The sequence below is a fragment of the Deltaproteobacteria bacterium genome (genome assembly GCA_005879535.1).
In the GTDB taxonomy this organism is placed as follows: domain Bacteria; phylum Myxococcota; class Myxococcia; order Myxococcales; family 40CM-4-68-19; genus 40CM-4-68-19.
On sequence record VBKI01000042.1, the window covers coordinates 1 to 26,787 of the forward strand.

At 66.6% G+C, this 26,787-nt stretch carries 23 protein-coding genes and 1 pseudogene; 12 read left to right on the forward strand and 12 right to left on the reverse strand.

Annotation, left to right across the window (positions count from 1 at the left end; genetic code table 11):
• Positions 1-19 precede the first annotated feature (19 nt).
• Complete coding sequence (locus E6J58_03185; protein ID TMB41370.1) at positions 20-1,267, forward strand: sterol desaturase family protein; 1,248 nt, start codon at positions 20-22, stop codon at positions 1,265-1,267.
• Positions 1,268-1,548: 281 nt separating this feature from the next.
• Here the strand turns inward: E6J58_03185 and E6J58_03190 are convergent, their stop codons facing one another.
• A complete protein-coding gene (locus E6J58_03190) occupies positions 1,549-2,019 on the reverse strand; it encodes an MmcQ/YjbR family DNA-binding protein (protein ID TMB41371.1) in 471 nt (156 codons plus the stop codon).
• 10 nt (positions 2,020-2,029) lie between these two features.
• A complete protein-coding gene (locus tag E6J58_03195) occupies positions 2,030-2,542 on the reverse strand; it encodes a bifunctional nuclease family protein (GenBank protein ID TMB41372.1) in 513 nt (170 codons plus the stop codon).
• Positions 2,543-2,670: 128 nt separating this feature from the next.
• On the opposite strand from E6J58_03195, the gene E6J58_03200 reads away from it, so the two are divergent.
• The 3 genes from E6J58_03200 to E6J58_03210 all read left to right on the forward strand — a co-directional run bounded on the left by E6J58_03200 (position 2,671) and on the right by E6J58_03210 (position 4,539).
• The gene (locus tag E6J58_03200) at positions 2,671-2,943 is read left to right on the forward strand and encodes a MoaD/ThiS family protein (protein TMB41373.1); all 273 of its coding nucleotides are present in this window, start codon (positions 2,671-2,673) and stop codon (positions 2,941-2,943) included.
• Positions 2,944-2,945: 2 nt separating this feature from the next.
• On the forward strand, positions 2,946-4,040 hold the full coding sequence (locus tag E6J58_03205; protein ID TMB41374.1) for an exo-alpha-sialidase: 1,095 nt from the start codon (positions 2,946-2,948) through the stop codon (positions 4,038-4,040).
• A 76-nt stretch (positions 4,041-4,116) separates the two neighbouring features.
• Positions 4,117-4,539, forward strand: a complete 423-nt coding sequence (locus tag E6J58_03210) for a helix-turn-helix transcriptional regulator (protein ID TMB41375.1) — start codon at positions 4,117-4,119, stop codon at positions 4,537-4,539.
• Here E6J58_03210 and E6J58_03215 read toward each other — a convergent pair.
• The 4 genes from E6J58_03215 to E6J58_03230 form a co-directional block, all read right to left on the reverse strand.
• Complete coding sequence (locus E6J58_03215; protein ID TMB41391.1) at positions 4,392-4,970, reverse strand: hypothetical protein; 579 nt, start codon at positions 4,968-4,970, stop codon at positions 4,392-4,394. The two genes, E6J58_03210 and E6J58_03215, sit on opposite strands and share 148 nt — an antisense overlap.
• 141 nt (positions 4,971-5,111) lie before the next feature.
• Positions 5,112-6,302, reverse strand: a complete 1,191-nt coding sequence (locus E6J58_03220; protein ID TMB41376.1) for an MBL fold metallo-hydrolase — start codon at positions 6,300-6,302, stop codon at positions 5,112-5,114.
• Positions 6,303-6,888: 586 nt separating this feature from the next.
• On the reverse strand, positions 6,889-7,518 hold the full coding sequence (locus E6J58_03225) for a hypothetical protein (GenBank protein ID TMB41377.1): 630 nt from the start codon (positions 7,516-7,518) through the stop codon (positions 6,889-6,891).
• A 394-nt stretch (positions 7,519-7,912) separates the two neighbouring features.
• Positions 7,913-8,191 (reverse strand): hypothetical protein, encoded by a 279-nt coding sequence (locus E6J58_03230; GenBank protein ID TMB41378.1) that lies wholly within the window; start codon positions 8,189-8,191, stop codon positions 7,913-7,915.
• Positions 8,192-8,196: 5 nt separating this feature from the next.
• Between E6J58_03230 and E6J58_03235 the strand changes: the two are divergent.
• Positions 8,197-8,658, forward strand: a pseudogene (locus E6J58_03235) (hypothetical protein).
• Positions 8,659-8,672: 14 nt separating this feature from the next.
• On the forward strand, positions 8,673-10,403 hold the full coding sequence (locus E6J58_03240) for a bifunctional sulfate adenylyltransferase/adenylylsulfate kinase (protein ID TMB41392.1): 1,731 nt from the start codon (positions 8,673-8,675) through the stop codon (positions 10,401-10,403).
• Positions 10,404-10,624: 221 nt separating this feature from the next.
• On the opposite strand, the gene E6J58_03245 is transcribed toward E6J58_03240, so the two are convergent.
• Positions 10,625-13,858, reverse strand: coding sequence for a Lanthionine biosynthesis protein LanB (locus tag E6J58_03245; GenBank protein TMB41379.1), 3,234 nt, complete (start codon positions 13,856-13,858; stop codon positions 10,625-10,627).
• A gap of 11 nt (positions 13,859-13,869) precedes the next feature.
• Complete coding sequence (locus tag E6J58_03250; protein ID TMB41380.1) at positions 13,870-15,138, reverse strand: Lanthionine biosynthesis cyclase LanC; 1,269 nt, start codon at positions 15,136-15,138, stop codon at positions 13,870-13,872.
• An 81-nt stretch (positions 15,139-15,219) separates the two neighbouring features.
• Here E6J58_03250 and E6J58_03255 point away from each other — a divergent pair, with 81 nt between their 5' ends.
• On the forward strand, positions 15,220-16,101 hold the full coding sequence (locus tag E6J58_03255) for a sulfotransferase (protein ID TMB41381.1): 882 nt from the start codon (positions 15,220-15,222) through the stop codon (positions 16,099-16,101).
• A gap of 313 nt (positions 16,102-16,414) precedes the next feature.
• Here the strand turns inward: E6J58_03255 and E6J58_03260 are convergent, their stop codons facing one another.
• Entirely contained in the window at positions 16,415-16,687 is a 273-nt protein-coding gene (locus tag E6J58_03260) for a hypothetical protein (GenBank protein TMB41382.1), read from the reverse strand.
• 86 nt (positions 16,688-16,773) lie between these two features.
• Entirely contained in the window at positions 16,774-17,271 is a 498-nt protein-coding gene (locus E6J58_03265; protein ID TMB41383.1) for an HAD family hydrolase, read from the reverse strand.
• 167 nt (positions 17,272-17,438) lie between these two features.
• Here E6J58_03265 and E6J58_03270 point away from each other — a divergent pair, with 167 nt between their 5' ends.
• Positions 17,439-18,851, forward strand: a complete 1,413-nt coding sequence (locus E6J58_03270; protein ID TMB41384.1) for a hypothetical protein — start codon at positions 17,439-17,441, stop codon at positions 18,849-18,851.
• 476 nt (positions 18,852-19,327) lie between these two features.
• A complete protein-coding gene (locus tag E6J58_03275; GenBank protein ID TMB41385.1) occupies positions 19,328-21,127 on the forward strand; it encodes an HNH endonuclease in 1,800 nt (599 codons plus the stop codon).
• A gap of 74 nt (positions 21,128-21,201) precedes the next feature.
• Here E6J58_03275 and E6J58_03280 read toward each other — a convergent pair whose 3' ends face one another.
• Positions 21,202-21,462, reverse strand: coding sequence for a hypothetical protein (locus E6J58_03280; GenBank protein ID TMB41386.1), 261 nt, complete (start codon positions 21,460-21,462; stop codon positions 21,202-21,204).
• A 218-nt stretch (positions 21,463-21,680) separates the two neighbouring features.
• On the opposite strand from E6J58_03280, the gene E6J58_03285 reads away from it, so the two are divergent.
• Entirely contained in the window at positions 21,681-23,846 is a 2,166-nt protein-coding gene (locus E6J58_03285) for a S9 family peptidase (protein TMB41387.1), read from the forward strand.
• 67 nt (positions 23,847-23,913) lie between these two features.
• Here E6J58_03285 and E6J58_03290 read toward each other — a convergent pair whose 3' ends face one another.
• Positions 23,914-25,569 carry a hypothetical protein gene (locus tag E6J58_03290; protein ID TMB41388.1) on the reverse strand — a complete coding sequence of 552 codons (1,656 nt, stop codon included), beginning with the start codon at positions 25,567-25,569 and terminating at the stop codon, positions 23,914-23,916.
• On the opposite strand from E6J58_03290, the gene E6J58_03295 reads away from it, so the two are divergent.
• Both E6J58_03295 and E6J58_03300 read left to right on the forward strand, forming a co-directional pair.
• Positions 25,532-26,098 carry a hypothetical protein gene (locus E6J58_03295; GenBank protein ID TMB41389.1) on the forward strand — a complete coding sequence of 189 codons (567 nt, stop codon included), beginning with the start codon at positions 25,532-25,534 and terminating at the stop codon, positions 26,096-26,098. The genes E6J58_03290 and E6J58_03295 overlap by 38 nt on opposite strands.
• Before the next feature lie 224 nt (positions 26,099-26,322).
• The coding region (locus E6J58_03300; GenBank protein TMB41390.1) for a hypothetical protein at positions 26,323-26,787 on the forward strand (465 nt) is incomplete at its 3' end.

Consider the following 26,787-nt stretch of genomic DNA (forward strand, 5'->3'; position numbering starts at 1 on the left):
CATACTTGCAGAACAGGCGATGGATGTTCTTCTTCCCGAACCGCACACACCGGGTCTCCATGCGCTGGCGCTTGACCGTTTTCTTTTCGGGACGGCCTATTCGACTACAGTTCGATGCATGCGGTCGTCGGACCCCGCGCCCACTGCGCTCGACCGCCATCTCCGTCGGGTCTTCGGCGACAACGACCCCACCGGATTCGGATCCGGTTGGGTCGCCGGGGTCGGTTCATTGCTCGGCGGCGCGCTCGGATTCTTTGCTGTGCTCTGCTTCCACTTCCCACAGATCCTCACCGCGCCCCTCCTGCGATCGCGCTACCCGGTCGCGCTCCTGCGCGGAGCACTGCAGACGGTCTTGATCGCGTCGGTGTTGCTGGGACTGTTCAACGTCGCCCGCCGCCGTCGCAAGGTCCTGGGGCTGACGGGCATCTTCCTGGCAGTCGCGGCGATGGCGCTGGGCGGCGCCGGCGTGCCGCTGCCCGATTCGGTGGACACGAAGTTCGGCCTGGGCCTCGAGTGGTTTGCGATCAACCTGCTCGTGCTTGCGCTCGTGTTCGTGCCGCTCGAGCGAGCGCTTCCCCAATGCCGCGAACAGCGGGTCTTCCGGCCGGAGTGGACCACGGACGGCGCTCATTTCCTGATCAGCCATCTGCTCGTGCAAGCGTTCAGCTGGGCGGCGCTGTTTCCCTCCCGGTTGGTCCGGGACACGCTGATCCCGGCGAGAGATTTCGCGCTGCTCGGATCGCTGCCGCTGCCGGTCCAATTTCTCGCGGTGCTGGCGCTGGCCGATCTCACCCAATACTGGATCCACCGCTGCTTTCATCGGCTCCCGTTCCTCTGGCGCCTCCACGCCGTCCATCATTCGAGCATGGCGATGGACTGGCTGGCGGGCTCGCGCATGCACCCGCTCGACGCGCTGGCGACCCGCGCGGGCGTGATGACGGTCGTGGTCCTGGCCGGCGCGTCGCCCTCGGCGGTGGCGCTCTACCTGGCCTTCGTCTCCTTCCATGCGGTCTTCATCCACGCGAACTTCGGCGCCGGTCTCGAGTGGCTCGACCCCTGTCTGGTGACGCCCCGCTACCACCATTTCCACCACGCGACGGAGGCCGAGGCGATCGACAAGAACTTCGCGGTCCACCTTCCGGTGCTCGACCGCCTGTTCGGGACGCAGTTCCTGCCCGAGACTCGCTGGCCACGAGCCTACGGCGTGTCCGACGGCCCCGTGGCCAGGACGTACCTCGCGCAGATTCTCGACCCGCTTCGCAGGTAGCTCGCGGCACCGCCGCGTTTGCCTGATTGATCAGGAACGTCGCGTCCTCCAGCAAGAGCAGCCCCGCTGCCACCAGCATCGGAACCGATCGGAGCCGGTAGATCGACGGATGTGCATGTCGGGACCTCGTTGCACTGCTTCCCGCAGCTGAACCCCCGCCCACGTTCGAGGAGCTCGAGCACAACCTGCCGCGCGCCTGCCTCCCGGTGTCGCTGCGACAGAGCTGAGCCCGGAGAGCACGACGCCAGCCCCACTGATCGCAGAAGACGAAAGGACCGGCGTCAGGCGCGTCGCCGTGAGCTCGATCGCGCCTGCGGCTTCCCCTCCACAGCACCCACCGCGAGCTTCCTGAGCTTCGGCGTAGCCACCGTCAGATACGCCTCACGCGCGAGCGCGGCGACCGCATCCCAATCGGGACCGGTATCGAGAACTACGCCCACCCACCCGCTCACGCCCACGTACGGAGGCCGGAAGAAGCGCTCCGGGTCGGAGCCGATCAACGCCTCCTGTGCACCGAAAGGCTGGGGCAGCCAGACGGCGAGGTGAGTGGCGCCGTGATGATGGTCGTCGAGCATCGCGAAGACCTTGCCCTTGCCTGCGAACCACGTCGGCTCGCCGTGCGAGAGCTTCTCGTTGGCGTCGGGAAGCGCCATGCAGATCCGCCGCAGCCGCCCGATGATCCGATCTCCCGCGGCGCTTCCGCGACCCGCGCCGTGAGATGCAGCGCGTTGCTTTCTTTCCTTGGTCCCCATCACGCTCCGGTCAAATAGGTCCCCGCCGCGACGGGGTGGGCGCGCTCTCGGGATTCTCGAGCGCGTCCGGCGACATACCCGCTCTGTCGAGCACCTTGCGCGCGACGAAGACAGGGAGCGCGTTCCCAAGCGCCAGTGCGATCCCGTCGGAGGGACGTGCGTCGATACGCGAAGTGCGCTGGCCCACCTGCACGAACACGCTGGCGATGAATGCCTCGCCACGGATCTCGTCGACCTGCACGCGCACGATCTTGCCTCCCAGCTCGCGAACGATCGACTCCATCAGGTCATGGGTGAGCGGCCGCGGGTAGTGCTGTTTCGTCAGACGGAGCTGGATGGAGAGCGCCTCCGTGCCACTGATCGCGATGGGCAACGCCTTGCTCCTGGTGGAATCGATGAGAACCACCGCGGCGCCGCCTCCGCGCAGCGGCAGTACCCCGCCCACTTCCATCTCGATCGGATCGGGCGCGCCGGTTCCCAGGCACAGCATCCCGACGAGAACCACCAGGCCGCGAGCGCCCATGGCAAGCCTCCTCGCACTCTTATAAACCGCGCTCGATCCTGGTGCCGGTAGCCGCGCATCTACGCCTCGAGCTGCAATTCTTTATTCGGCATGAAGATCCTGCGCTCGGACGACATAATGGGCCGGACATGGCGACCATCCACCTGCCCACGGCGCTGAGAAAGTACTGCGGCGGGGCCGCGGACCTGCCGGTCTCGGCAACGACGGTGCGGGCCGCTCTCGAGGAGCTGGAGCGAAGCCACCCATCTCTCCACCGCAATATCTGCGACGAGACCGGCGCGGTGCGCCGCCACCTCAACGTCTTCGTCAATTCCGACCACATGCGCGATCGCCAGGGGCTCGACACGGCGCTCGCGCCGGGCGATGTAGTCACCATCCTCGCTGCCGTCTCAGGAGGCTGACCGTGCCGGACCGCGTGCTCTTGACCATCGGGACCAAGAAGGGCCTTTTCGTCGCGCAGGCGCCCGGCTCGCGCGGCAAATTCGCGCTGCGCGGGCCGTTCGGGCCCGGCGTGGACGTCTACGCCTCGCTCATCGACACGCGCGGCAGGAGGCCGCGCATCTACGCCTCGAGCTGCAATCCTTTCTTCGGCATGAAGATCCTGCGCTCGGACGACCTGGGCAAGACCTTCGAGGAGACGAAATCGTTCCCCGCCTTTCCCAAGGAGGACGGGCGCGCGCTGAAGAACATCTGGTCGCTCGAGCCGGGATCGGACGAGCAGGACCTGTGGTGCGGCGTCGAGCCGGCCTCGCTCTTCCGCAGCCGCGACGGGGGCGACTCCTGGGAGATGGTCGCCGGCATCAGCAACCACGAGCACGCGCGAAAGTGGCAGCCGGGGGCCGGCGGCCTCTGCCTGCACACCATCCTGCCCGACGGAGAGCGCATTCATCTCGGCATTTCCACCGGCGGCCACTATCTCAGCGAGGATGGCGGGCGCACGTTCGCGCCCTCCAACAAGGGCATCGGCGTCGGGTTCGCTCCCGATCCTTTCCCCGAGTGGGGCCAGTGCGTGCACAAGATCGCCCGCCACAAGGACGCGCCCGGCCGGCTCTACTTGCAGAACCACGGCGGCTTCCCCGATCGCCCGGGCATCGGCGTGGTGCGCAGCGACGACCACGGCCGCACCTGGCGCTCCATCGCCAAGGGGCTGCCCTCCGATTTCGGCTTCCCCATCCTCGTGCACCCGCACGAACCCGACACGGTCTTCGTGCTGCCACTCGAGCCGATGACGCGTACCTGCCCGGGCGGATCCCCCGCGGTCTGGCGCAGCGAGAACGGCGGCGGATCCTGGAAGAAGCTAGCGGGCGGATTCCCCCAGAAGGAAACCTTCTTCACCGTGCTGCGCGACTCGATGGCCATCGACGAGATGAAGTCGCCCGCGCTCTATTTCGGCACCACCACCGGCCAGCTATGGATGGGCCGCGAGGGCGGCGAGAAGTGGAGCTGCCTCTTCGAGTCACTCCCGCCCATCCACAACGTCAAGGTCGCGGTGGTGTAGTTGTGAAAGGGCATCAATCCCGCGACATCGCGAAAGCGACAGTGCGAATGAAGCTCGTTCGAGGACAGCGAACCCAATGAGCAAGAAGAAAGCCAGGGGAATCGATGGCGATGCCTTCCTGGCTGCGCAGCTCTCCGACCCGCGCGTGCGCCACCATTTCGAACAGCGGCGCATCGTTCACGAGGTTGCCGTCGCAGTCAGGGGCATGCGCATGGGCGCGGGCCTCACCCAGGCCCAGCTCGCGACTCGGATCGGGACAAGCCAACCCACCATCGCGCGCCTTGAGAAGGGGCTCGACGTCCGCACGCCGCGTTGGGACACGCTACAACGCATCGCCAGGGCACTCGGCCGTCAGCTGAAGCTGAAGTTCGCCGCGCCGAGCGACGACGGTGGGCTCGTCGAAGTCGAGCAGCCATTCCGCCTGTACCGAAAGAAGGGCGCCGCTGCCACGGCCGCCTCGCGCACCCATCGTTCAGGCGGTTCAGTTCGCCGCGCCTGAAGCCCGCAGCAGGAGCTGCGCAGGCGGAGCAAGCGATGCACGTCAGCGGCTCCGGGATCCCAGGCGGCCTGCACGGCCTCGAGGAGGTAGAGCATCGGCAGCTCGTCGAGCATCTGCAGCTCGAAGCGGAGCGTCGCGTGGAAGGCGATACTCCCGAGCCCCACCAGCACCAGCAGGGCGAAAGCCACCCGCACCTCCCGGGCAAAGGTCTGCCGTGAGAGCCCCAGCGCCGGCGAGGACCATCGCCAGGCTGGAGATGTGTTGAACGTCTCGCAGACCCACGGGAGGAGCGCGTAGTTCTGCTCGCACCAGTCGGCGGCCGCGGTGTCGGACAGCGGTAGACGGACCTTGTTCGATTCGAGGAGGTATCCGCGTACCACCTCTGGCGGGTGGAACCAGCCTTCGAGCCCCGCCCACCTCAGGGAGCCAATTTTCCACCGACGTGCATCGTCGGCCGGTTGTCCGGCGCTTTCGTTCCGTGCGCCTTCGTCCGTCGTGTTTACTGCACCGGCACGACGGGAGTAGGCGGACCTCCCGTCGCGCCGGGCTCGTAGTGCGACCGAAGCCCTCGGTTATTTGCAAAGATCGGGCTTCGACTTATCGGACTTCGACCAGCGCGCATCCTTCGGGTCGTATACCAGCGCCTTGATATACTCGTTTGGGTCGACCATCCAGCGGGGCTCGGGCCGGTCGCTCTGAGCGACGTTCATGAAATCCAGTTGCTTCAGGTACGCGATCTTGAACTCGAGCGACGATGTCGGGAGCGCCGCATTGGTCTGGTGGATCGGGACGTAGACCTTCGGATGGATCGCCAGGTTGTACAGGACCACGTCGCGCATGCCGTTCGTCGGATATCCCAGGCTGACCATCGAACCGAACTCGACGTCAGTCGAGGGCAACGAGCGCATGATCTCCGTGAGGTGTTGCCCGACCGCCGGCCCCCAGCACCTGTCGAGCCCGCAGCCTTCCTTGAGCGCGCCGGTGGTGTTGTGCCAGACGAACGCGAACCGGTTATCGCCGCGCATGACGAATTGGTAGAAAATGCTGATGGGTCCGCCCGGTCCGCGCGAACCGCTCGACGGATACGATAGCGCCGTCCCCGGCGGATACATTTGCGGATCGCGCGCGTCGGCGACGTTGAGGACCGGAGCGATGGGGAAATCGTGGTCCGGAGGCGTTGTCGTGGAGTGCAGGTGCCTGAACGCGATGATGCAGGCGACCGGCTCGAGCTGCGAGAGCGTCAGGATCTCCGCACCGGGCGTCGAGCCGGCGGTCGTCACGTCGTGGCACGCGACGGTGGAGACGGGGATGAGCCGTGCGGCGAAGAGACTTGCGGCATCCGCTTGCATCGCGTCGCAGGTTTCCTCCGATGCATAGATGGGAATGCCGAGCTTGCCGGCGATGTACGCTGCATTGTCGGCGTGATCGAAGTGCCCGTGTCCGAGGAAGATGGCTTCCGGGTTGAGCTTCACCAGGTCTTCGACGACGAACGGGGTCCGCCCCGGCGCCGTTTCGGCGCGATGGACGTAGGAGTCCAGCAGGACCACTCGCCCGTTTACGGACGCGGCGACGCTCGCGTTCGTGATCCAGGAGAAGACGACCTTCTGCTTATCGACTTCTCCCGAGCGTGCGTCGACATTCTCCGCGCCGAAGAAGAGCTGGCGCGCTTTGACCAAGTCCGCGGTCCCCGGAGGCGCCGCGCCAACCTGGTACGAGAACGACGAGACGAGCATCATTGCGATGAACCCGATCAAACGAGGCATCTTTCCGCTCCTGTTGTGTGATGTGCTCGGTCGCGAAAATGGCTGCTCTTGCGTAAATCGTTGCGCCCATACACCTTGGCGAACTGCGCCGCAAGAACGATTGGCCAAGCAACACGTCGTTCAGCAACGCAGAGCGAAGCGCGGAGTCTCCATGTTGCGGACCGTGAAGTCGGAGAGCTTGCCGGCTCGCTTTGCGGCGCTCGTGCTCGCCGTCGGAGTTCGCCATTTGGCTGTCGCCGGTCAAACGGGATCGTCGCCGCGACGCAGCCGAGCGAGTGGAGGGAAGGCGGGTTATCCGTCTTTCGTCTCTAGGGGACTATTTCTTTGCCGTTGACAGCGATTTCTGCCGCGCCGTGGGTTTCGCAGGAGCAGGAAGGACGGATAAGCGCAGTTCGGTCCCCTCACCTCTTCCTCGCTCCTCCTGACCACGCTATCAGAGCGCGGCAGCGCGGCACTACGGTCCCACTACGGTCCCCGCGCACGGTCCGCCGCGCATGGCGGGCGAGCTGTTCGGTCGCATGACGAGCCGCGTGGTGGACACGTTCGTGAAGGGGAAGGCGCGGGCGGGGTGCACTAGCTGCTCGCCTCACGGAAGGAAACGCGCGCGAAATCCGAGCACGAGCCACTCGTGCAGCCTCTCGTCGATGTCGATGGAGCCCGCGTTGGAAAAGGCTTCTTTGCGAAACGTCGCGAGCGAGAACGTTACCACCGGGCCCAGCTTGATCACCGGAGACGCCGAGGACACGGTGAAATCGATCCCTGTCTGCAGAATGACGAATTCGAAGCCGTGGAGCATGCGGTCGTCGTTCCCGGTGGAAAAACGCTGCGAGAAGGAGAGCCATTCGTACCCGAATCCGAGTCCGAACCACGGGTCCACGAGCACTTGCCCGAGCGGATGGAGCTGCACGTTCCCGCCGACGCGGAAGCCGTGGTCGGAGCAGTCGCCCGTCTCGCAATACGCCCGGGAGATGACGCTGTAGCCGCCGTAGACTCCGGCGTAGACGTGCGGATCGAACCGGTACCCGAGGTCTACCTCGATCGGAATGGCGTGCTCGACCCAGGTGCTGAACGGAACCCCGCTTCCGTAACGGTCCGCTCCGGCGTCTCCGAGCGGGATGGCGTAGCCCACGCGCGCTCCGAACTCCACGCCGTCTCCCGCGCCCCGCGCCGCGAGCGGCGCGAGCGCGATCGCGATCAGCACGCCGGCGTTTTGCATTTGGTTTCCCCTCCCGGAGCGACGGCTCCGCCTGAGACTTGCGGCGGCGTGCCAGGAGCAAGGATGCATAAGCGCAGTTCTGTCTCGTCACCTGCTCCTCGCTCCTCCTGACCACCCTATCAGAGCGCGGCAGAGCGGCACTACGGTCCGCCGCGGTCCGCCGCGCATGGGACTGAAAATCCCCGTGTCGGTGGTTCGATTCCGCCCCTGGGCACCAATTCCGGGGACTTAGCTGTTCTATGTTCGTGCAGCGTCTCTGGAAATTCCGTCGATTTCGGTTCCAAGTGATGCATTACCGATGCAGTCCGGAACGGCTGCGCGCACGTGCAAGAGCAGGCGCCGACTGAGCTCTTCCGGAGAGAGCTTGCCGTACACCCGTTCCAGCATGCTTGTGTCAGCGTGCCCGAATCATCGGCGCGATGATCTCGTCCGGCAAGGCGGCGATCCGCATGCAGCGGCCGTAGGTGCGGCGCAGGTCGTTCGGTGAGCAGCGCTCGATACCCGCGCGCGTGCAGGCCTCGATGAGGTCGCGGCGCACGTTGGTCCAGGGCGGGAAGAGCAGGTCCTGGCCGAGCGCGTGTTCGGCGGCGTAGCGGAGAAGGCTGAGGAGCGCGGGATGCGCGACGACAAAACGGCGGTCGAGCGTCTGCCGCTTGGTACCACGCAGGTGCACCCAGCCGGTTCGAGCGCTACCTCGCTTGCGGCACCCTCGCCCACGGCTTTGCCCCCGTGCGCTGCACCCCGTGCGGCGACGAGATGCTGGTCGCCTTCTCCTGCAAGGGCCGGGGGTTTTGCCCCTCCTGCACCACGCGCCGCATGCAGGCGGACCGCGACGCACCTGTTGGACTGCGTGCTGCCCCACGTCCCCATGCGCCAGTGGGTCCTCTCCCTGCCCCGAGCAGGCTGCAGGGGAACGAGACGGTGGCGAAGCTCGGGAGCGCAGCGTTCGTCGAGGGAATGACGCTGGAGGTGGCGCCCCCTCCAGGCGAGTCGCAAGCGCGAAGTGACTCTGGGGAGTCCCTTTGGTTTGCGCGGAGTCCGCTTCGCGTGCGTTGTGCCGCCGCGATAGCGCGCCGCGGTAGACAGGCGTATGTAGACGAGGTCCACGCAAGCGAAGGTTACTCCTCGAGCCAGCCGTGAGCCTGACCGGTCATCTGATCGCCCCGCACGGCGGTACCCTCGTATCGCTGATTGCCTCTGACGCACGTGCCGCAGGACTCCGTGCTGAATCCCAAGCGTGGCCTTCCTGGGACCTGACGCCGCGTCAGCTCTGCGACCTGGAACTGCTCCTGAACGGCGGGTTCTCACCGCTGTGCGGTTTCATGACGCGTCCTGATTACAATCGCGTCTGCAGCGAGATGCGGCTTGCGGACGGCGCGCTCTGGCCCATGCCGGTGACGCTCGACGTGAGCGAGGCGGTGGCGCGCGATCAGCGCGTCGGATCCGAGCTCGCGCTCCGCGACGCCGAGGGCGTCATGGTCGCCGTCCTCCACGTGGCTGATGTCTGGCAATCCGACCGCGCCGCCGAGGCGCAGGCGGTTTTCGGGACGACCAGTCTGACGCACCCAGGTGTCGCCCATCTGTTGGGCCAGCCAGCGGATTGGTACGTGGGAGGCAAAGTCGAAGGTCTGCAGCTTCCCGTCCACCATGACTTCCGCTCCCTTCGTCTCACGCCGCAAGAAGTGCGCGCCGAGTTCACTCGCCGCGGCTGGCGGCGGGTCGTCGCGTTCCAGACGCGCAATCCGATGCACCGGGCGCACCAGGAGCTGACGCTGCGCGCCGTCAAGGAAGCGCAATCCAATCTCCTGATCCATCCGAGCGTGGGAATGACGAAGCCGGGGGACGTGGATCACTACACGCGCGTCCGCTGCTACGAGGCGCTCATCCCGACATACCCGCCGCACACAGCCATGCTGTCGCTCCTCCCGCTCGCCATGCGGATGGGAGGTCCACGCGAGGCGTTGTGGCACGCCATCATCCGGAAGAACTATGGCTGCACGCATCTCATCGTCGGTCGCGACCACGCGGGGCCGGGCAACGACGCTGACGGAAAGCAGTTCTACGGCCCCTATGATGCGCAGGACCTGCTTCAGCGTCACGAAGAGGAACTTGGCATTTCTGCCGTGCGTTTCCGCGAGATGGTGTACGCGCCATCCCTCGATCAGTACGTCCTCGAGGATCAGATTCCTGCGACAGCCGAGGCGGTGAACATCTCCGGCACCGAGCAGCGACGGCGGCTCCGGCTGGGCCTCGAGCTGCCGCACTGGTTCACTTTTGCTGCTGTGGAGAGAGAGCTGCGCCGATCGAATCCGCCGCGGTCGCGGCAGGGTTTCACCGTGTTCTTCACCGGCCTCTCAGGCGCCGGCAAATCGACCATCGCCAACGTCCTCCTCGTGAAGCTGCTCGAGATGGGCGGCAGACACGTGACGCTGCTCGATGGCGACATCGTGCGGAAGAACCTCTCCTCCGAGCTCGGATTTTCGAAGGAGCACCGCGACATCAACATCCGGCGCATCGGGTTCGTCGCCGCCGAGATCACGAAGAACGGTGGCGTGGCAATCTGCGCCCCCATCGCTCCTTACGACGCCGTGCGAAAGGAAGTGCGGGCGATGATCGAGCCGGAGGGCGGGTACGTGCTCGTCCACGTCGCGACGCCGCTCGCGATCTGCGAGGCTCGCGACCGCAAAGGACTCTACGCCAAGGCGCGCGCCGGCGTCGTGAAGGAATTCACTGGAATCTCGGATCCGTACGAGCCGCCCGCGGATGCCGAAGTCGTCCTCGACACCGCGCATCTGAGTCCGTCCGAGGCAGCGCAGGAGATCCTGCTCTACCTCGAGCGCGAGGGTTTCGTCGGCCCAGTGGAAATCGAAATCAATAGCAGATGAACGTTGTCGTGCAGCCGTACGTGCAGCCTACCGATGGACAGTGCTTCGTCTTCGCGCCCACCGATACCTGCGGCTCCTTCGAGTTCAGCGTCGCCAGCGTCTCAGTCGAGAGCCGCAACTTCTTTGACGCGTTTTTGCGGAGCATGTGTTGTCCCCTTGAAGTGGGGGCATACGCTCGTGCCACCAGCGCGTCAATGCAATCGCAAAACAAATTTGCTCGCCTACTTACGACTTGAGGCACCCGCACGCGCTGCCGCCGATTCGTACAGGCGTTCGAGGAAATCGTAGATCAACAACTCCTGCGCACGCTGCGCCGAGCGGAGCAGCCTGTTGGCGTGCATGTGAACGTAGCTCGTGGCCAGGTCCTCGATCGTGCAGCTCAGGCGTCCTGCGCGCGCGGCATCCTCGAGCTCCGCCAGCACTGGCCTCAGCCGTTCCGAGCGACGGTGTAGAACCTCGATCGCTGGGGCGAGGTCACTCATTTCGTCGCGAGATCGATCGAGGAGAGCTTCGAGCTCACGTCGATGCTTCCGGTATCTCTCGTGGAGCTGGCGCTCGACGCGCCCCACGAACCGGAACTCGTCCGCGGCGGCCTTCCGCATCCGCCCGATGACACGCCGCCGCGCCGGGAGGTCGAGCTTCAGGTCATCGAGGAGCGCGTCGATGCCTCGGAGCGTGAGGCGCCAACGCGCGTCCGATCCCTCGTCGCCAGAGAGGAGAGCAACGATCCCCAGCACTGCCTCGGAGTCGGCGTGGAAGATCCGTTCGGACAGCGCGATTCCTTCGTCACCTCCGTAGCGCTCGACCTCGCGCTCGTAGGTATCGAGCTGCAGCCGCCAGCCGCAACCGTCACCGAGCACGGACGAGGACCGCGCCTCGAGGGCGTGTCGCAGCTCGCCGTTCACGCATCGGGGCTCGCCGTGAAACCGCAACCGGAGATGCCAATCCGGATCGGCGTAACGGACGAAGAACCAGAGATCGAATGCGTCCGCGAACCCGGCCACCAACTCTGCAACGAGGCCCGACAGGACGTGATCGACCGAGGACGTCCCCGCATAGAGCTTCGCGTACAGCCATTCCGATCCGGGCGCAAAACGCCGGACTCCGGTAGGTCGTCGCGGACGCGTCGGCTTGGGCGGCGTAACGGCACGCCGTCGGAGCATCGGGATCACCAACTCGTGAGCGAAGCGGCCTTCGGGTCCGTGCGCGCAGAGCGCGTCAGGCGGAGGCGAGAGCTCGATGAGTGTTGCCGACGTTCGGTCCTTCACCAGATGCGCGAATGCGTCGACGCTGAGCGCGTTCTCGAAGTCGACCGGCAGCGTGTTGTCGGAATCCGCGAGAGCGACGAAACGCGGCAGGCCAAAGTCCTGGCGCAACGCCTGCGCGCGCTGGAATCGATCATTGTTCCGCGCCTTGGCAAGCGACTCGAGGTCTTCGGAACACACGTGCCAGCGCGCGGGGGAGAGGATGACGCGTCCGCTCGTCAGCCGCGGCAGGAATTGCGCACGATCGAACGGCGCCCAGCTCCAGAAGACCCTCCCGCTCGTCGATTGCTCCTGCAGCGATCCGAGGAATCGATACAGGCTGAGGTTTTCCGGTCCGTGGAAGTTGTGCGCGGCGCTGAGGCGCGGCACGACCCTTCGCCCGAGTCGCCTGGATCGCAAAACGACGAGGCCGCCGTCATGTACGGAGACCTGCAAGTCGTCGATCGGCACCTGCTTGTCGAGCGGGACGGCGGAGCGGCCGAGGTAAGGAATCTCGTGCTCGCGAAGGACGGAACGCAGCAGCACGTTGCCGAGGCGCCCCTCGGGCAGATGGACGATTTCGGCGAACACGGCCTCGGGATCGAGCGCTTCCTCGGCGTGCAGGTGGCGAATGAGAGCCTCCGCGAGCGCCGGATCACCGTGGCAGAACCGGCCGAGCATTCGCGCGCCGGACGGGCCGAAGACGCTGTGCACGTGAACACGGAATTCGCCTTGGGCGAGCGCTTCGTCCGACGCAGCAATCACCGTTGCCATCACCGCGAAGGAATCGGGCAGCGGCGGCACAGGAGCGCTTCCTCCGAGCGCCTCGAAATCTGCATCCGCGAGCGCGATCTCTGCTGCGTCCGAATGCCAGGCCTGCTCCAGCTTGCGGAGCAGGAACTGCTCGCGCGCTCCCCACGATACCTTCTTTCCCTCGGCGGCCGGCGGGAACAGGATGCCGGCGAGCAGCGGCGAGGCCTCCGTCGTGAGCGCTGACGAACGCTCGAACCCGATCCCGGATTCCTCGTCGAGCGCCTCCACCAGGGGAACTTCGCGGTCGCCGTAGCGGCGCGCAAACTCGTCAGCGAACTGCCGGAGAGCGTCGCCGCCTGCGTTGGTGCTCCGGTGCAGGAGGGCCACGCCGCGGATGATCTCTCGAAGGACGGCGCCTCCGAGGTGGGCACCGATGACCGGCTTGAACATGTCGACCTGGAACAGACGCGGCAGCTCGACTGTCGCCGGGAGTTCCGCGAGGAGATGCGCTACGCCGAGGTAGCGTTCGGGATCGGCGCCGATGCCGGCGTCATCGAGCGCGTCCATCGCTGCGTCCGCCTCATCGAGCCGCTGCACCACCTTCGCCGCTGCGGGGTGATCGCGCAGCGGCGCGAGCATGGCGTGGAACGGCCTGGAACCCGTTAGCGGGGGAGCCAATTCGGAGACGAGGATCTGGCTCTCGATCAGCTCGTCGACGTACTCCTCCGCCTCGAGGACCGAGGTTTCGTCGTCGACGAGCGCGGCTGCGAGCTCCGGCGGACGGGCGCCGGACGCAGCGCGCTCGAGAGTCGACAACAGGTAATCCGTCGGTTCCACGGCGACGAGATGGTATGTGCGCCCATTTTGGCCGATCCGCGCCTGCGCGTACCGGAGCCGCCCGGCGGCGCGGTAAAGACTGGAGTTCGGGCGAAAGCGCAGGTTCGGCCGCAACGCCGGGTCGCGCGGCAGCGCTTCCGAGAGCGCCAGCAGGTAATCCATGTCGAGCCGGGTGCGCCGCTGGTAGCACCGGCGCGGCGCGAGCTCGAGGCGAGTGCTGCCTGCAAGCGATGCGATCGAGCAGCCCGCGAAAAGACCGAAAGGCGTTGATCGCGCGGCCATCCGCTCGAAGTAGCGCACCAGCGTTCGCTCGACCTTCTGGCCGCGTTCGGAGTCGGGTCGTTCGAACCACTCACCGAGGCTCTCGTGCAGCGACGGCGAAGCGACGAACAGTGCCTCGCGCACCTCGGGCCGGGCGACGATGGCCCGCAGGCGCGCTCGCAAGAGGACGCGATCCTCGGCCAGCGCCGCCTCGACGCGCTCCGGATGAGCGCGCGCCGCAGTCAGCCCCGCGCCGAAAGCGACCAACTCGTCGAACGGCAGCAGCGGCGTGCGCAGCACGGAGAAGTCCGCCGGTTCGAAGTCCGGTCGACTCTCGCGCTCCACGGCTCTGTCCGTCATCGGATGCTCGCCTATGTCAGCGGACGCAGCGAAAGCAGAAATGCACGATCCCAACCCGGCTCGACGTTGCTCGCCGCTGCCAGCAGCGCGAGCGCGATACCGGCGGCACCGTTGAGCAGGCCGGTGTCGTCGATCTGTGTCCCGTCGAATTCGGCGCGGCGATAGCCGGCGATGCCGCCGACGCCGCGGTATTCCAGCGTCCGCTCGATCCAGTAGCGCGCCTCGACAGCGAAGTCGCGCTCCCCAGTGGCCTGGAACAAGCGGTTGTACAGGTGAGCGAGGCCCGCCGCGCCGTGACAGAGACTCGCGTCCACGACACCCGTATGCGGGCGCGGCCGAAGGGCTGCGCGGCGCGCCACCGACAAAGCCACGTCACGCCAGGCGGCCTGGGAAATGGCGCGCGCGGCGAGCAGGACGGCAGTGGCTACTCCGGGATCGCCGTAGCACCACGCGTGGCGCGAAGGCTCGGGGCCGTTCGAGCGATCGACGCAATAGCCGAATGCCGCTTCGTCGGATTGCGGCCCGCCGCGCGCGAGGAGCCAGGAAACGGCGCCGTCGAGCAGCGGGCGTGCCTTCGGCGCCGCGACGCGCGCGGCACAGACGCCGGCGAGGAACGCGATGACGCCGGGTACGCCGTGTGCGAGCCCGAGGTTGTACCACCCGTCGGGATGGCTCTCGCGCGCGTGGGGCGGGAGGAAGCGCACCGGCGTGTGCCATGTGATTCCATCGTTCCGTCGTTCGCCGAGCTCATCGAGCCGGTCCACGATCGCCTCGAGCATCGACGACGCTGCCGGGCGAGGCAGTCGTTCGAGCGCGTAGACGCCGAAGCCCACGAGCCCACTGATCAGATCGTACTCCCCGGACCACGGAGAGACGGCGACCAACTCGAGCAACGCTGCATCGATGTCTTCGTTTGCGTCCGCGGCCGAATCCATCCCCGCGCCTGACAAGAGCTGCGCCGTCCAAGCCACTCCGAGGAAACCTGCGTAGAGCGACGGCGTCATTTCCGTAGAAGCGACCGCATCGATCGCTCGATCGAGCTCTCGCGAGGCGGTGTCATCCGTGCGATGCCCCGGGCTTACGGACGCGGAATAGGCGTGAACCAGCGCGTGTCCGGCTGCGCCGTCAGCGAGCGTTGCATCGTCGGTGGACCGGGCAATGATCTCTTCGATGATCGCGTTGGCGATGTCGAGGGCTCGCCGTGCAATTTCACCGTGGAGCAAAGGTCGCCATTCGCGGACACCGGTGCGGTTGCAATCAGTGAATGCGCAAGGACTCACCCCTCAGCGTTACGCCTCGGCGCCCGCAGATACAACAGGCGAGCCCACTCCGTGCGGACTCACGTCTGATATCCTCGGTAAATGAAGGGGCTGGCGAAGTCGAGTCGATCACGCGCGGCGACGCGCAGCAAGGGAACGACAACGGCCGACACTTTTCCCGTCTTTGTCCTGGGCGCTCCTCGCTCGGGCACGACGCTGGTGCGGTGGATCCTCGATACGCATTCCAGGATTCACTGTCCTGGCGAAACCAGGTTTCTGCTCGCGCTGCGCGACTTCTACGAATCGCCGCATACGGTGCCGAATCTCACGGCGCTGGGGATGACCGAAGCGCGCCTCATCGAGCATCTTCGGGCGCTGGTGCTCGCGATCATGGGGGAGCTGACCGCCAAAGCGGGGAAATCGAGATGGGCGGAGAAGACGCCTTACTATTCGGTTCTGCCGAATTTCATCCGCACGCTGTTCGGCGGGGAGTGCAAATTCATCATCGTCATCCGGCACGCCCTCGACACCGCTCTCTCGATGGTCAACGCGCTCGAGGAAAAGCTCTGGATCCCCGGCTTGCGGATGGTGCACGAGACGGATCAGCAGTTCGGCCTCACCGACATCCCGCTGTTGCGCGCGGCGCGCATCTGGTCCTCTTACTGCGAGCACCTCGATGCGTTCAGAAGCCTGTACCCGGAGTGCTGTTTCGTCGTGCGCTACGAGGACCTGGTCGCCCACCCGAAACGTGTCGCGAGCGGGATGTTCGAGTTCATCGGGGAGAAGTTGGAACCGGGTCTTCTGGAAGCCGTATTCCGGAGCGATCATGGCGGAGGGTTCGGCGACCCGAAGATCCGGCGCACGCGTTCGATCGAGAGCGACCGTACTGGAGATTGGAAGAGTCTTTCTTCGGGGACGTTGAAGGTCGTGTCGCCCATCGTCAATGCGCAGCTCGCGGTGTGGGGGTACCCGAAGATCGGCTAAGTGAGTCGAATTGCCCCGGGGCGGGCCGCCGTGGTCATGGGGCGAGCCGCCACGCCCACGGCGGCCGCGTGCCTCATCTGAGCCCAGGCTGGATCCGCTTCGCTCCGATCCGCGGTTCCAGCAGTTGCAATGCCAGCCCGGTCTGCCCGGATGAACGGCTTGCGCCGCTGATTGCGCGCGCCGCTGCCAGCGACTCCACCATCGGGACTGAAAATCCCCGTGTCGGTGGTTCGATTCCGCCCCTGGCCACCAATTCCAAGGACCAGGCGTTCCACTTCGTCCAGCCGGGACTTGGCGGGCCTTGTCGGGAATGTCAGCCTTGCTTGAACGATGCCGCCGCGGGTCGCGGCGACGGGCAACTGTAGAGAGACCTGTTCGATTGGACGAGGTATCCGCGCACCACCTCGGGCGGATGCAACCAAATGACGTGCGAGGGACCCATCGTCTGGGTCTCGGAGACGGATTCGGAGCGCGAGCCACCATCGATGAGTCCGAGGTAGACGCAGTCGTGCACGTCGCGAGTCACCGTCTTCGATGAGGTTGCACATGCGAACAGGATGACGGCACAGATCAATATGCGGAGCATGGGCGCCTCCCCGCAGAACGGCTTTGAGACAATTCTAACGCCAAAACGGCCAGTCCTCTGGAACGGACCGCCGGTAGACACGCAGCTCAGGCGAAATCCGCGGCGAGGAGCGACGGCAGCTGATCGAGCCGCTCGATCATGGAAACAACGACGCCTGCGGGCGTGGGCGCGCGCTTCCAGTTGAGCCATACGGAGGCGATGCCGGCGCGGCGTGGCGCCAACACGTCGTTGTCCAGGTCGTCGCCCACCATGAGCATCTGGGCGCGCGGAACGGCGAGCCGCGCTACGACGGCGTCCCAGAACCGCGCGTCCGCTTTCTTGAGGCCAAGGTCACGGAAGCAGAAGATCTCCGCCACGAAGGCGTCAAGCGCGACCCGCGCCAAGGCGCGGCGGATCGAGGTGCAATCGGAGATGGTGGCATTGGTGGCGACCGCGATGCGGTAGCGCGCCGCCAGGATCCTCAGGACGACCCCTGCGCCGTCGATGGCGCGCACCTCGGGCCAGAGCGCCATGGGCGTCTCGGCGGGGCCGTCCTCGGACATGAGCGTGTCACCCCAGTCGAACAGCACGCACGCGAGCGCCATGCCTTGAGCATACGTCAGGCGATCACGGTCCACAGCGAGAACGCCGTGGAGATTGTGCTGCGTTGGTTGCGCGCTCGCATTTGGAACGGCGCGTCCCAAATGCGCTCACCGCGGAGTGCACCTCCCGTCCATTGCATCGTGGCACACGGTTCGCTAGCACGCAGCGGATGAACAACTGCGCCATTGCAACCAACCGCACGACCGCGCCGCTGCACCATCTGCGAGGGAACGCCGTCCTGGCGCTCGCGCCTTGTTGCGCCGTTTTTGCTCTGGCCTGCGCGGCTCAGACGCACCGACCCGCTGTCGTTAGCGGCGAGTGCGCTGCCGGCGTCGTTCCGCTCGCGGATCACCACCAGCACCTGGTGAGTCGCGCCGGCCTGGCGTTGCTCTACCCGCAGCCGTTGGACGGGACTGCGCTCCCTGACGAGCTCGCGCGAGTCGTCTCGGAGATCGAATCCCGCTGGAACGACCCGGCAGCACTCGCGAAGCTGATGACGGACGCGGCCGTGGTGCGGACGGCCGCGGGCGCGGGATGGGCGCGCGGCCGTGCGGCCGCCTCTGAAGCCCTTGGCACCCTCTTCGCACGGCCGTACCGGATCACCCCGGTCGCTTTTGGGCGGGAAGGACACACCGCGCACGTGGAAGGCTTTTTCACGCGCGGCGAGGGCACGGCGCGAAAACACTTCGGCTCATTTCAACTCGTGCTGATGCAAGCCGCGGACGGCCGGTGGCGGGTCGACGCGGCAATACCTGTCTTTCCGGGACCGGTCGTGCAAGGGGCCGTGGATGCAAAGCGCCTCGTCGAGCTGCTGGACGAGGCAGGCATCCGCAAGGGCGTGGTGCTCTCCGATGCGTACTGGTTCGATTCGCGGCGTGACGAGCGTGAGCCGGACGATACGGTGCTCCCCAAAGTACGAGCCGAGAACGACTGGACGGCCGCGCAGGTCGCGCAGTTTCCGGACCGGCTCGTTGCCTTCTGCAGCTTCAATCCACTTCGCGAGTACGCACTCGCAGAGCTCAACCGCTGTGTGAAGAGCGGCTCCTTTCGGGGCCTCAAGCTGCACTTCAATACGTCGGGAGTGAACCTGCACAACGCCGATCACCTCTCGCGCGTCCGCCTGATCTTCGAAACGGCGAACCACCTGCGCATGCCGGTGATCCTGCACGCGCGCACGAGGCCGGACTACGGCGCCGAAGAAGCGCGCATCATCCTCGAGCAGCTGGTGGCTGCGGCACCGGACGTGCCCGTCCAGATCGCGCACCTGTGGGGCGGCGAGGCATTCTCCGAGCCGGCCCTGGCCGTCTACGCAGAAGCGGTTGCATCGGGGGACGCGCGGTTCCGGAACCTTTATTTCGACGTGGCGGAGTTGGCCCTCGTCGTGACCGATCGGACCGCGTTGCAGCGAATTGCCGATCGCATGCGCCAGATCGGGATGTCGCGCATCCTCTATGGTTCCGACGGGCCGGAGACCGAAGCCAAGGCGCCTCGCGAGGCGTGGGCGCTCTTCCGTAGTGCGTTACCGCTGACGGATGCCGAGGTTCGCGCGATCGCCGCCAACCTGGCGCCTTATCTCCAGTGACTCAGCGCTTGACATACGCGCCTGCGCACGTGTCGCAGACGTTGCGTTGCACGCCTTCGGATGACAGCATGAGGGGATGCTGACCATCATCCGGAGGCTCGGAAGCTGGCTGGACGACAGGAACCGCGCCGCGGTGCTGGCGCTCGTCGCCCAGGTGGCTGCGTCGGCTCAGCGAGCATCAACCAAAGCGCGAGGTATCCGCGAGGTCCATCGTCCGAACGGCAACCGCCGATGCGCATGGGGCCTGTGGAGACCGTGCCTCCCGCGAGAATCAACGCCGCGTTTCGTTTGCTCACTGTAGGGACAAGCGGCGAACGCATCTGTCGGTGAATCGGATCGTGAGGCTGGCGCGTGCGGAGCGCCTTGTTCTATCCCCTCACCTCTTCCTCGCTCCTCCTGACAAGGTCGGGCATACGCGGGACGCCGCGCTCGTCCCGCGCCCCGGGAATGTCAGAGGGAGCTGGTACCGTGGCGGCATGGGTTGCTACGACCTCTCCACCGGCGAAGTCTGCAAGGGCCTCGACCGGCTCCCCGGGAGCCCGGCCCGCGACAGGATCGAGCTCGCGGCGGCGTTGGTCGGCGCGGTGGCAGGTGTGCGCGCAGAGCGCGGCGGCCTCGAGTTCCCGAATCGCACCAGCGAGGCGTGGCAGCGGCTGGAGAAGCGCCTGGAGGCGCTGACAAGGGTCTCGGCTACCCTCGGCTCGCGCATTCCCCGCATTCGTGACCCGCGGCAGGCCCTCACCATCGCGCGCGGGCTGGACACGCTGTTATGCAACATCACCAGCGGCTACAACGCGCTGGAGCTGGCGATCGGCGATGGCCTCGCTGCCCTGGAGACGGGGCGCCGGGCGATGGACTTGAAGTATTCGAATGTCGGCGATTACGCGCGCGAAGAGCTGGGGATGAACGCCAGCACGGCCGTGAAGAAGGCGCGGCTCTCGCGCAAGCTGCGCGACCGCCCGCTGCTGCGCGAGGCGCTCCGGCGCGCAGAGATCACGCCGCGCAAGGCAGAAGTGATCGCGCCGGTCGCAGTCGGCGACCAGCAGGCGCACTGGATCACGCAGGCGAAGGTGGACTCGGTCCGGGCTCTCCAGAAGGCCGTGAGTGCGCCACGCGATCCCGAAGATGAAGTCCTGATGAGCGCGACTGCCGCCATCCCGGACGGAAAACAGCCCGCGATCCAGGAAGGCCTGCGCTGGGGCGGCATCGTGCTCGGACAGCGCTCGAGGAAGACGCAGCGGGTGGAAGCGTGGGCGCAGGAATACTACGGGGCCCATCCCGCTCCTCCGGAAGATGCGAGCGACGACGCGATGGATGAGGTGCGGTGGCGCAACAAGTGTGAAGAAGAGATGGAGTCTCTCAAGGAACGCCTCGAGCAGGAAACGCGGCTCTGGGCAGATCTCGTGGCCGTCGATCCGCTGCAGGCCGTGGAGTTCAGCGGGGAGATCGATCCCTGGCGGATTGACGCCGAGCTGAAGAGGCTGATGGAGATGCGCAACCGCTGGGATGAGGTCTTCGGGCACATCGCGACGCTCTTCAAGCGGTCCGGCGCCTGGGACCCTCTGGAATTCGTCGACTTCGCCCACTATTGCGAGGAGCGGTTGGGGATGGCCCGGCGCACGGTGATGCAGCGGGTGGCGCTGGAGCGCGCGCTGTTGCGCATTCCGCTCCTGCGACAGGCGCTGCGCGAGGGACGGATCACGTACGAGAAGGCGCGCGTGATCGCCCGTCATTGGGAAGCCGGGCAGGCACAGGAGGTGCGGCCACTGATCGCGATGGCGCAGGCCATGACCTGCGTCGAGCTCCGGGAGGCGCTGACGGTCCAGGCGGAGGGGCAGATGTGCGCACAGGGGATCTTCAGCGTCACCGCCCCGCCGGATGTCTTCGATCTCCTCAAGGAGACGCTCGGGATGGTGCGGGCGCTCGCCAAACGATCAATTTCGCTGGGAATGTGCCTGGTGGAGATGGCGGAGCACTTCGTCGCCGTCTGGAAGGCGCATGTGAAGATGCGAAGGACGAAGCGGATGCGGATCCTCGGCCGCGACCGTCATCGCTGCCAGGTCCCGGGCTGCAGCCGCCCCGCCGCGCACGTGCATCACCTCGAATATCGGTCCCAAGGCGGCAGCAACGACGAGTCGAATCTGCTCTGCCTCTGTGCCGCTCACCACCTCTTCGGCATCCACGAGGAGCGGATGCGGGTCAGCGGGACGGCGCCCGACAAGTTGATATGGGAGTTTGGCGTGCGCCGCAGCTGGGCCGCGACAGCAGTGCCCTGATGCGGACCGCCGACGCTGAACGCTGGCTACTCGAGCTGGCTCCGCTACCGTTATGACTTCCGTGAGTCGCTCTTTCACCGCACGAGCACGATCTTGCCTGTCACCGGAGCGATCGCGGCCGCGCACGGCGACGTGGTGAGCGGCGTCTTGACCGTTGCGGCGGATGGCACCGGGTTCGCGGTGGCCGTTGGTCGTACGTGATCGCCCAACGCGGAGCTGAAACGCGCGAACCAACCCAGATCCCGGACCGCCAGGCTCATCATCAGCACCCACCCGATGGCCAGCGCGACCGGGAACCACGGAAAGTCTCGTCTTACAGTGAGGACCATGGCCAACCCTTCTTTCCCCTCCCTTTGCCATTACGTTCCGGGCCGCTCCTGATTTCAGCCTCACCCGGCGGCCATTGGGTTTCGTGCCACACGCACGGTTCGAGGACGGTCTTCCTCAGCCGATTCGTGCGGGAATAAAGGACCGTTGTGAGAGTCAGTTAGGGATCGGCGGCCGCCGATCTCTACTGTTCGAAGGCAAAGAAGCGCGATACTCAGCCCGCCCGATGACGATCCGCCTGCTGGCGCTGGCCGTCGCGCTCTCCGCCTGCCGAACCGCCCAACCCATGTCCTGGCCAAAGCTCAATCGAGACTTCCTTGCCGACGCCGGTGCGACCTTCAATTTCCGCCTCGGCCTCCCTACTCCGCTCGCCATCACCCGCGACGGCGCGGTGCTCTTCCGGCGCACGCCGCCCCGCGAGTTCGCAGCCGACCTCTACGAGCTCGACACCCGAACCGGCGCAATCAAGACGCTCGCCACCGTTGCCGACCTGCTCGGGGCCGGCGAGGAGCACCTCTCGGACGCCGAAAAAGCTCGCCGCGAGCGCACACGAACGGCTACCCGCGGCGTCGTGGACATCGACGTCTCCGACGACGGACGCACCGTCATGGTTCCGCTCGGTGGCAAGCTCTACCTGATCGATCGCACGACCGGCGCCCGGCGTGTCATCGATCCGCAAGGCGCCGTCTACGATCCGCATCTATCGCCCGACGGCCGGACCATCGCGTTCGTTCGCGACGGCGATCTCTGGCTCGTCTCCGACGGGCCGCCCCGGCGGCTGACGGTCCACCCCGAAGGCATCGAGTACGGCGTCGCCGAGTTCGTCGCGCAGGAGGAGCTCGGCCGGCGCCGCGGGTTCTGGTGGTCACCCGACAGCAAGCAGATCTGTTTCCAGCGCACCGACGCACGCGCGGTGGACACCATCTACGTCTCCGATCCGCGCCATCCCGAGCGCGCGCCTATACCGTTCAAGTACCCGCGTCCGGGCACGGCGAACGCGAAGGTCGACCTGGGCGTCATCGGCGTCGGCGGCGGAGAGCCGAAGTGGGTCCACTACGATTTCGCGCGGTACACGTATCTTGCGGACGTGGTGTGGCCGAAGCGCGGCCCGCTCACCGCGCTCGTCCTCAACCGCGAGCAGACCGACCTCGTCCTCCTCGCCATCGACGCGGCGACCGGCTCCACGAAGCAGCTGCTCACAGAGCACGACGATGCGTGGCTCAACGTGAACGTCGGCGCGCCGAAGTGGCTGGAGGACGGCTCCGGCTTTCTCTGGATGACCGAGGCGAAGGACGCGTGGACGCTGGAACTCCACGACAAGAACGGCGCGCTCGTCCGGCAGCTGACGACGCCCGACCAAGGCCTGCGGGCGCTCGCCGGCATCGCCGACAACGCTGCGATCGTGGAAGCGTCGACCGAGGCGCCGACGCAAGCCGTCTGGCGCATCCCGTTCGACGGCAGCGCGCCGCAGGCGCTCACTCCACCGGACGGCGTCGCGACAGCCGAAGCCGAGCACGACGTCGTCGTCCTCCACGTTCAGCCGCACGAAGGCGGTCAACAGACGTACGCGCTCGCCGGCGGCACACGTCACGAGATTCCGTCCGTCGCCGAGCGGCCGAAACTGAGGCCGACCACGAAGATCGAGACCGTCGACCTCCAGGGCCGCAAGCAGTTCGTCGCCATCACGCGGCCGCAGGCCTTCGACCCGACCCGCCGCTACCCGGTGCTCCTCAAGGTCTACGGCGGGCCGCACGCCGTCACCGTCGTCGACTCACTCGACACGTACGTGATGGACCAGCTCTACGCCGACGCCGGGTTCGTCGTGGTTCGCACCGACGGCCGCGGCACGCCCAATCGCGGCCGCGCCTGGGAGCGCGCGATCCTGCGCGATCTCATCTCGATTCCGATGTCGGACCAGATCGCAGCGCTGAAAGCCACCGCCGAGCGCCATCGCGAGCTCGACCTGTCGCGCGTCGGGATCGCGGGATGGTCCTTCGGCGGCTACTTCTCGGTGATGGCGGTGTTGCTCCACCCCGAGGTGTTCAAGGCGGCCATCGGCGGGGCACCGGTCACCGACTGGGCGCTCTATGACACCGCGTACACCGAGCGCTACATGAGGACGCCGCAAGAGAACCCCGAGGGCTACAAGGCGACAAGCGCGCTCACGCACGCGGCGAAGCTGCAGCGCCCGCTGCTCCTCATCCACGGGATCACCGACGACAACGTCCACTTCGCGCACACGGTCGCGCTGATCGAGTCGCTCTACCTCGCGGGCAAGCGCGCCGAGGTGATCGCGCTCTCCGCCACGCACATGGTTCCGGATCCGAAGCTCAACATTGCGCGGGAGCAGGTGCAGATCGACTTCCTCCGGGAGCACCTCGGGCCGCCGTGAAGCCGGTAGACCGACCGATGTGCGGCCGGGCCCGCGCGGACCCGGCCGTTTCACCAGACGCCAGAACCTACCGCAAGATGCCGCCGGCCTGCGCCTGCGCAATCAGCCGGTCCGCGTCCTGCTGCAACAGATATCCCTGCTTCACGAGCCTCGCCGCCGCGGCCTTCACGGCGTTCACGTAGCCGTCATGCGTCCCGTACCGCTCCTCAATCGACGGCCGCGGATCCGCGGCGGCCCGGTCGCTCTTGTGGTACGCGAACGGCACGTACGTGCCGGAGAGGCTGCAGAGTCCGTCCTCGAACCGCCCCTGCGCGCCCATGTTCCAGCCGGTGTACGTCGCCAGCGGAGCCTGCTCCGTCACCGAGCGGACCCCCGCCAGGTCATTCCCGTCCGCGTCCACCTGCGGCACGCGCACACCGTAGCGGTCCGAGCTCTCGGTGGGCGGCTCCTTTGTGACGACCCCGCTCTCGTCCAGCCCGTTGAACTGCGGGCCGTAATCGCGGACGCCGAGTGGCGTGGCCTTGTGCTGCCACCGCACCGCGAGCCGATTCGTCGGGCTGGCGGGCCCGTCCGGGGAGACGTTGAGGTAACTGTTCGCGGGAATGGTGGGGAAGTTGACCTGCTCCGGCGGGACGAACGTGCCGTCCTTTACCTGCGGGATGTTGCTCGCCGGCGGCTGCCTGCCGTCCTTCACGTAGCTGGTGAACGCGGCCCAGAGCGCGCGCATGGTCTCCGCCTGCGGGTTCGGGTTTTGCTGCTGCTCGCAGTCGCCGAATGCCGGGCCGCTCACGGAGTTGAAGCCCGCCGAACCGTGCTGCGTGCTCGCCATGATGTACGTGTGGATGAAGCCAGGCTCGCCCAGATCGCGCTTCCCGGAGGGATCGGTGAAGCCCAGCGACTGCCGCCCCTCCCAGATCTCGAGCGCCGTCGCGACGTGGAAGATCTTCGGGCAGCTATTCGACTTCAGGCAGCGCATCAAGATGCCGTCGGTCTGACCCGTGATCGAATCGTGCGTCGGCATGTAGCTGAAAGGGAACTCGTACGCGGGATAGAGGTAGTCGACGGTGTAGCCCCACGCGCGGCCCGGCTGCGAGAATCGCGAGTTCATCGGCAGCCGCCCCCCGCCGATGTGCGGATAGGCGCCCTCGAAAACGATGCGCCCCTGCTCGTCCTCGTTGAAGCCGAGATGGATGAACGTGCGGATGCTGCGCCCGCTCTGCGAGCTGCCCTCGACGACGGCCAGCGGCGTCCTGCCGCCGACGAACAGCGGGTTCGCGGTTCCGTCGTCGTCGCGCGCCGAGTGCTTGAAAAACGAGATCACGTCGCGCTCGCCCGCCCAGCCTAGCCCGAGCACGGTCGGGTTCTTCGCCCGGTAGATCAGCTCGTAGAGCACGCCGGGCTGGAAGCCGGCGGGGTAGGTGATCTGGCAGCTCACCCAATTGCCCGGCGCAACCAGCGAGCACCCGCTGAACGACCACTGCGAGTTGCCGATGGGCACGCGCGGGTTGTCGCGGTGGCGCCGCTGCGTCAGCGTCGGCAGGAACCCGTCCGCGGCGGGAGTCTTGTTGTCCTGGCTCACCGGCTCGTAGCTCGCGTGCGTCAGTCCGGTGAAGTGGCTGCTGGAGAGGTTGAGCGTCGTCATCGGCGCGGTCGCGCCGGGGCCGAGCTTGATCTCGGAGCGGAGGATGCCGGTGATTCCGGAGCCGTCCGGGTTCTTCGCCACCGGGACCACCGCCGTGAGACGTCCGCCGCCGGGGAGCACGTCCGGCTGCCAGCCGCTCCACGCCGGCGCCCTGCGGCGTGTTGGCCGGCTCGTTGCCTCCCACCGTGTTCAGGTTGAAAGTGTTCAACCCACCTTTGTTCCCGCGGTTGTGCTGGTTGTAGAAGATCATCCCGTTGCCCTTCGACATGTCGATGGGCTTGATGATGTAGACGTCGGCCGAGTATTCGACCATGCCGCGCTGGTTGCGCGGCGCCAACGCGATGTCCTGGATGATGGAGTTGTGCGGGTCCTTCGGATCGACCTCGCCGTACGCGGTGCCGACCAGCTTCTCGAACTGGCCGACGGAGCCGAAGCTCGCGCCGCCGAAGGTGGGCCTCTCGACGCGGGTGATGACGACGCGGGTGATGCGCGCCTGCGTCGCAGTGGCGGCGGCAAGCAAGGTGCAAAGGACCGGGATCGCTCCTCGACGAATCATGGTGTCTCCTTCTGCGGTGAGCGCGGGGCGCGCAGCATCCGGCATGACACGTAGATGTGGAATCCGGCGTAGGTCGGGACATGCGACCGAGGAAGCGCTCTGCTTGGCAGCTACCTCACGAGAGTGCGAAGGCGGCGGACGATGCGTCCCCCGCCTTGCCACTCGCCAGCCAGAAGCGACGCAACCTAGGAGCCGGTAGACCGACCGATGTACGTGTCGGCCCCCGCCGGTACACTCGAAATGACCGCGGGATTCCGCCCGCGCTCATCGAGGAATTCATGTACCGAGTCGCCCGCCCTCCGTTGTCGAAGCTGATTGCACTGCTCCCGGCCGCCGATCCGCCGCCCACCTTCGATGAGCTCGAGTGCAATCTGTCGCGCGCCTGCGTCCCCGTGACGGTGCGACAGAACGCGAGCGGGAGCCACATCCGCGCGGTGCTCCAGGAGCCGAGCGGCATCCGCCGGTTCAACGTGGAGGTGAACGCAACAGAGTTCTTGCCCAGGTATCTCGAGCTCGCGCGCCTCCGCGGGGGGAACTTCGACGCAGCCTTCGCCAGCCAGTTCTTCGTCTCCGTCAGCTGCAAGCTCGGGCGCGACGTTCTCGACTCGTTGCACGCCCAACTCCGGCTCCTGGCTGCGCTCGCTCCGGAGACGGTCGCGATGCTCGACGTGAATGCGTTCCACGCCAGGACCGGCGACTGGTTGCGGGACGCGGCTTCCGCGAGCGTCCCTCCCGCCCCAACG

Excerpts from the sequence above, each read along its gene's own strand:
- E6J58_03185 (TMB41370.1), top strand. The coding sequence starts at position 20 with ATGGATGTTCTTCTTCCCGAACCGCACACACCGGGTCTCCATGCGCTG.
- E6J58_03190 (TMB41371.1), bottom strand. The coding sequence starts at position 2,019 with ATGGGGACCAAGGAAAGAAAGCAACGCGCTGCATCTCACGGCGCGGGT.
- E6J58_03195 (TMB41372.1), bottom strand. The coding sequence starts at position 2,542 with ATGGGCGCTCGCGGCCTGGTGGTTCTCGTCGGGATGCTGTGCCTGGGA.
- E6J58_03200 (TMB41373.1), top strand. The coding sequence starts at position 2,671 with ATGGCGACCATCCACCTGCCCACGGCGCTGAGAAAGTACTGCGGCGGG.
- E6J58_03210 (TMB41375.1), top strand. The coding sequence starts at position 4,117 with ATGAGCAAGAAGAAAGCCAGGGGAATCGATGGCGATGCCTTCCTGGCT.
- E6J58_03220 (TMB41376.1), bottom strand. The coding sequence starts at position 6,302 with ATGCCTCGTTTGATCGGGTTCATCGCAATGATGCTCGTCTCGTCGTTC.
- E6J58_03225 (TMB41377.1), bottom strand. The coding sequence starts at position 7,518 with ATGCAAAACGCCGGCGTGCTGATCGCGATCGCGCTCGCGCCGCTCGCG.
- E6J58_03245 (TMB41379.1), bottom strand. The coding sequence starts at position 13,858 with ATGACGGACAGAGCCGTGGAGCGCGAGAGTCGACCGGACTTCGAACCG.
- E6J58_03255 (TMB41381.1), top strand. The coding sequence starts at position 15,220 with ATGAAGGGGCTGGCGAAGTCGAGTCGATCACGCGCGGCGACGCGCAGC.
- E6J58_03260 (TMB41382.1), bottom strand. The coding sequence starts at position 16,687 with ATGCTCCGCATATTGATCTGTGCCGTCATCCTGTTCGCATGTGCAACC.
- E6J58_03265 (TMB41383.1), bottom strand. The coding sequence starts at position 17,271 with ATGGCGCTCGCGTGCGTGCTGTTCGACTGGGGTGACACGCTCATGTCC.
- E6J58_03270 (TMB41384.1), top strand. The coding sequence starts at position 17,439 with ATGAACAACTGCGCCATTGCAACCAACCGCACGACCGCGCCGCTGCAC.
- E6J58_03275 (TMB41385.1), top strand. The coding sequence starts at position 19,328 with ATGGGTTGCTACGACCTCTCCACCGGCGAAGTCTGCAAGGGCCTCGAC.
- E6J58_03285 (TMB41387.1), top strand. The coding sequence starts at position 21,681 with ATGACGATCCGCCTGCTGGCGCTGGCCGTCGCGCTCTCCGCCTGCCGA.
- E6J58_03295 (TMB41389.1), top strand. The coding sequence starts at position 25,532 with ATGCCGGTGATTCCGGAGCCGTCCGGGTTCTTCGCCACCGGGACCACC.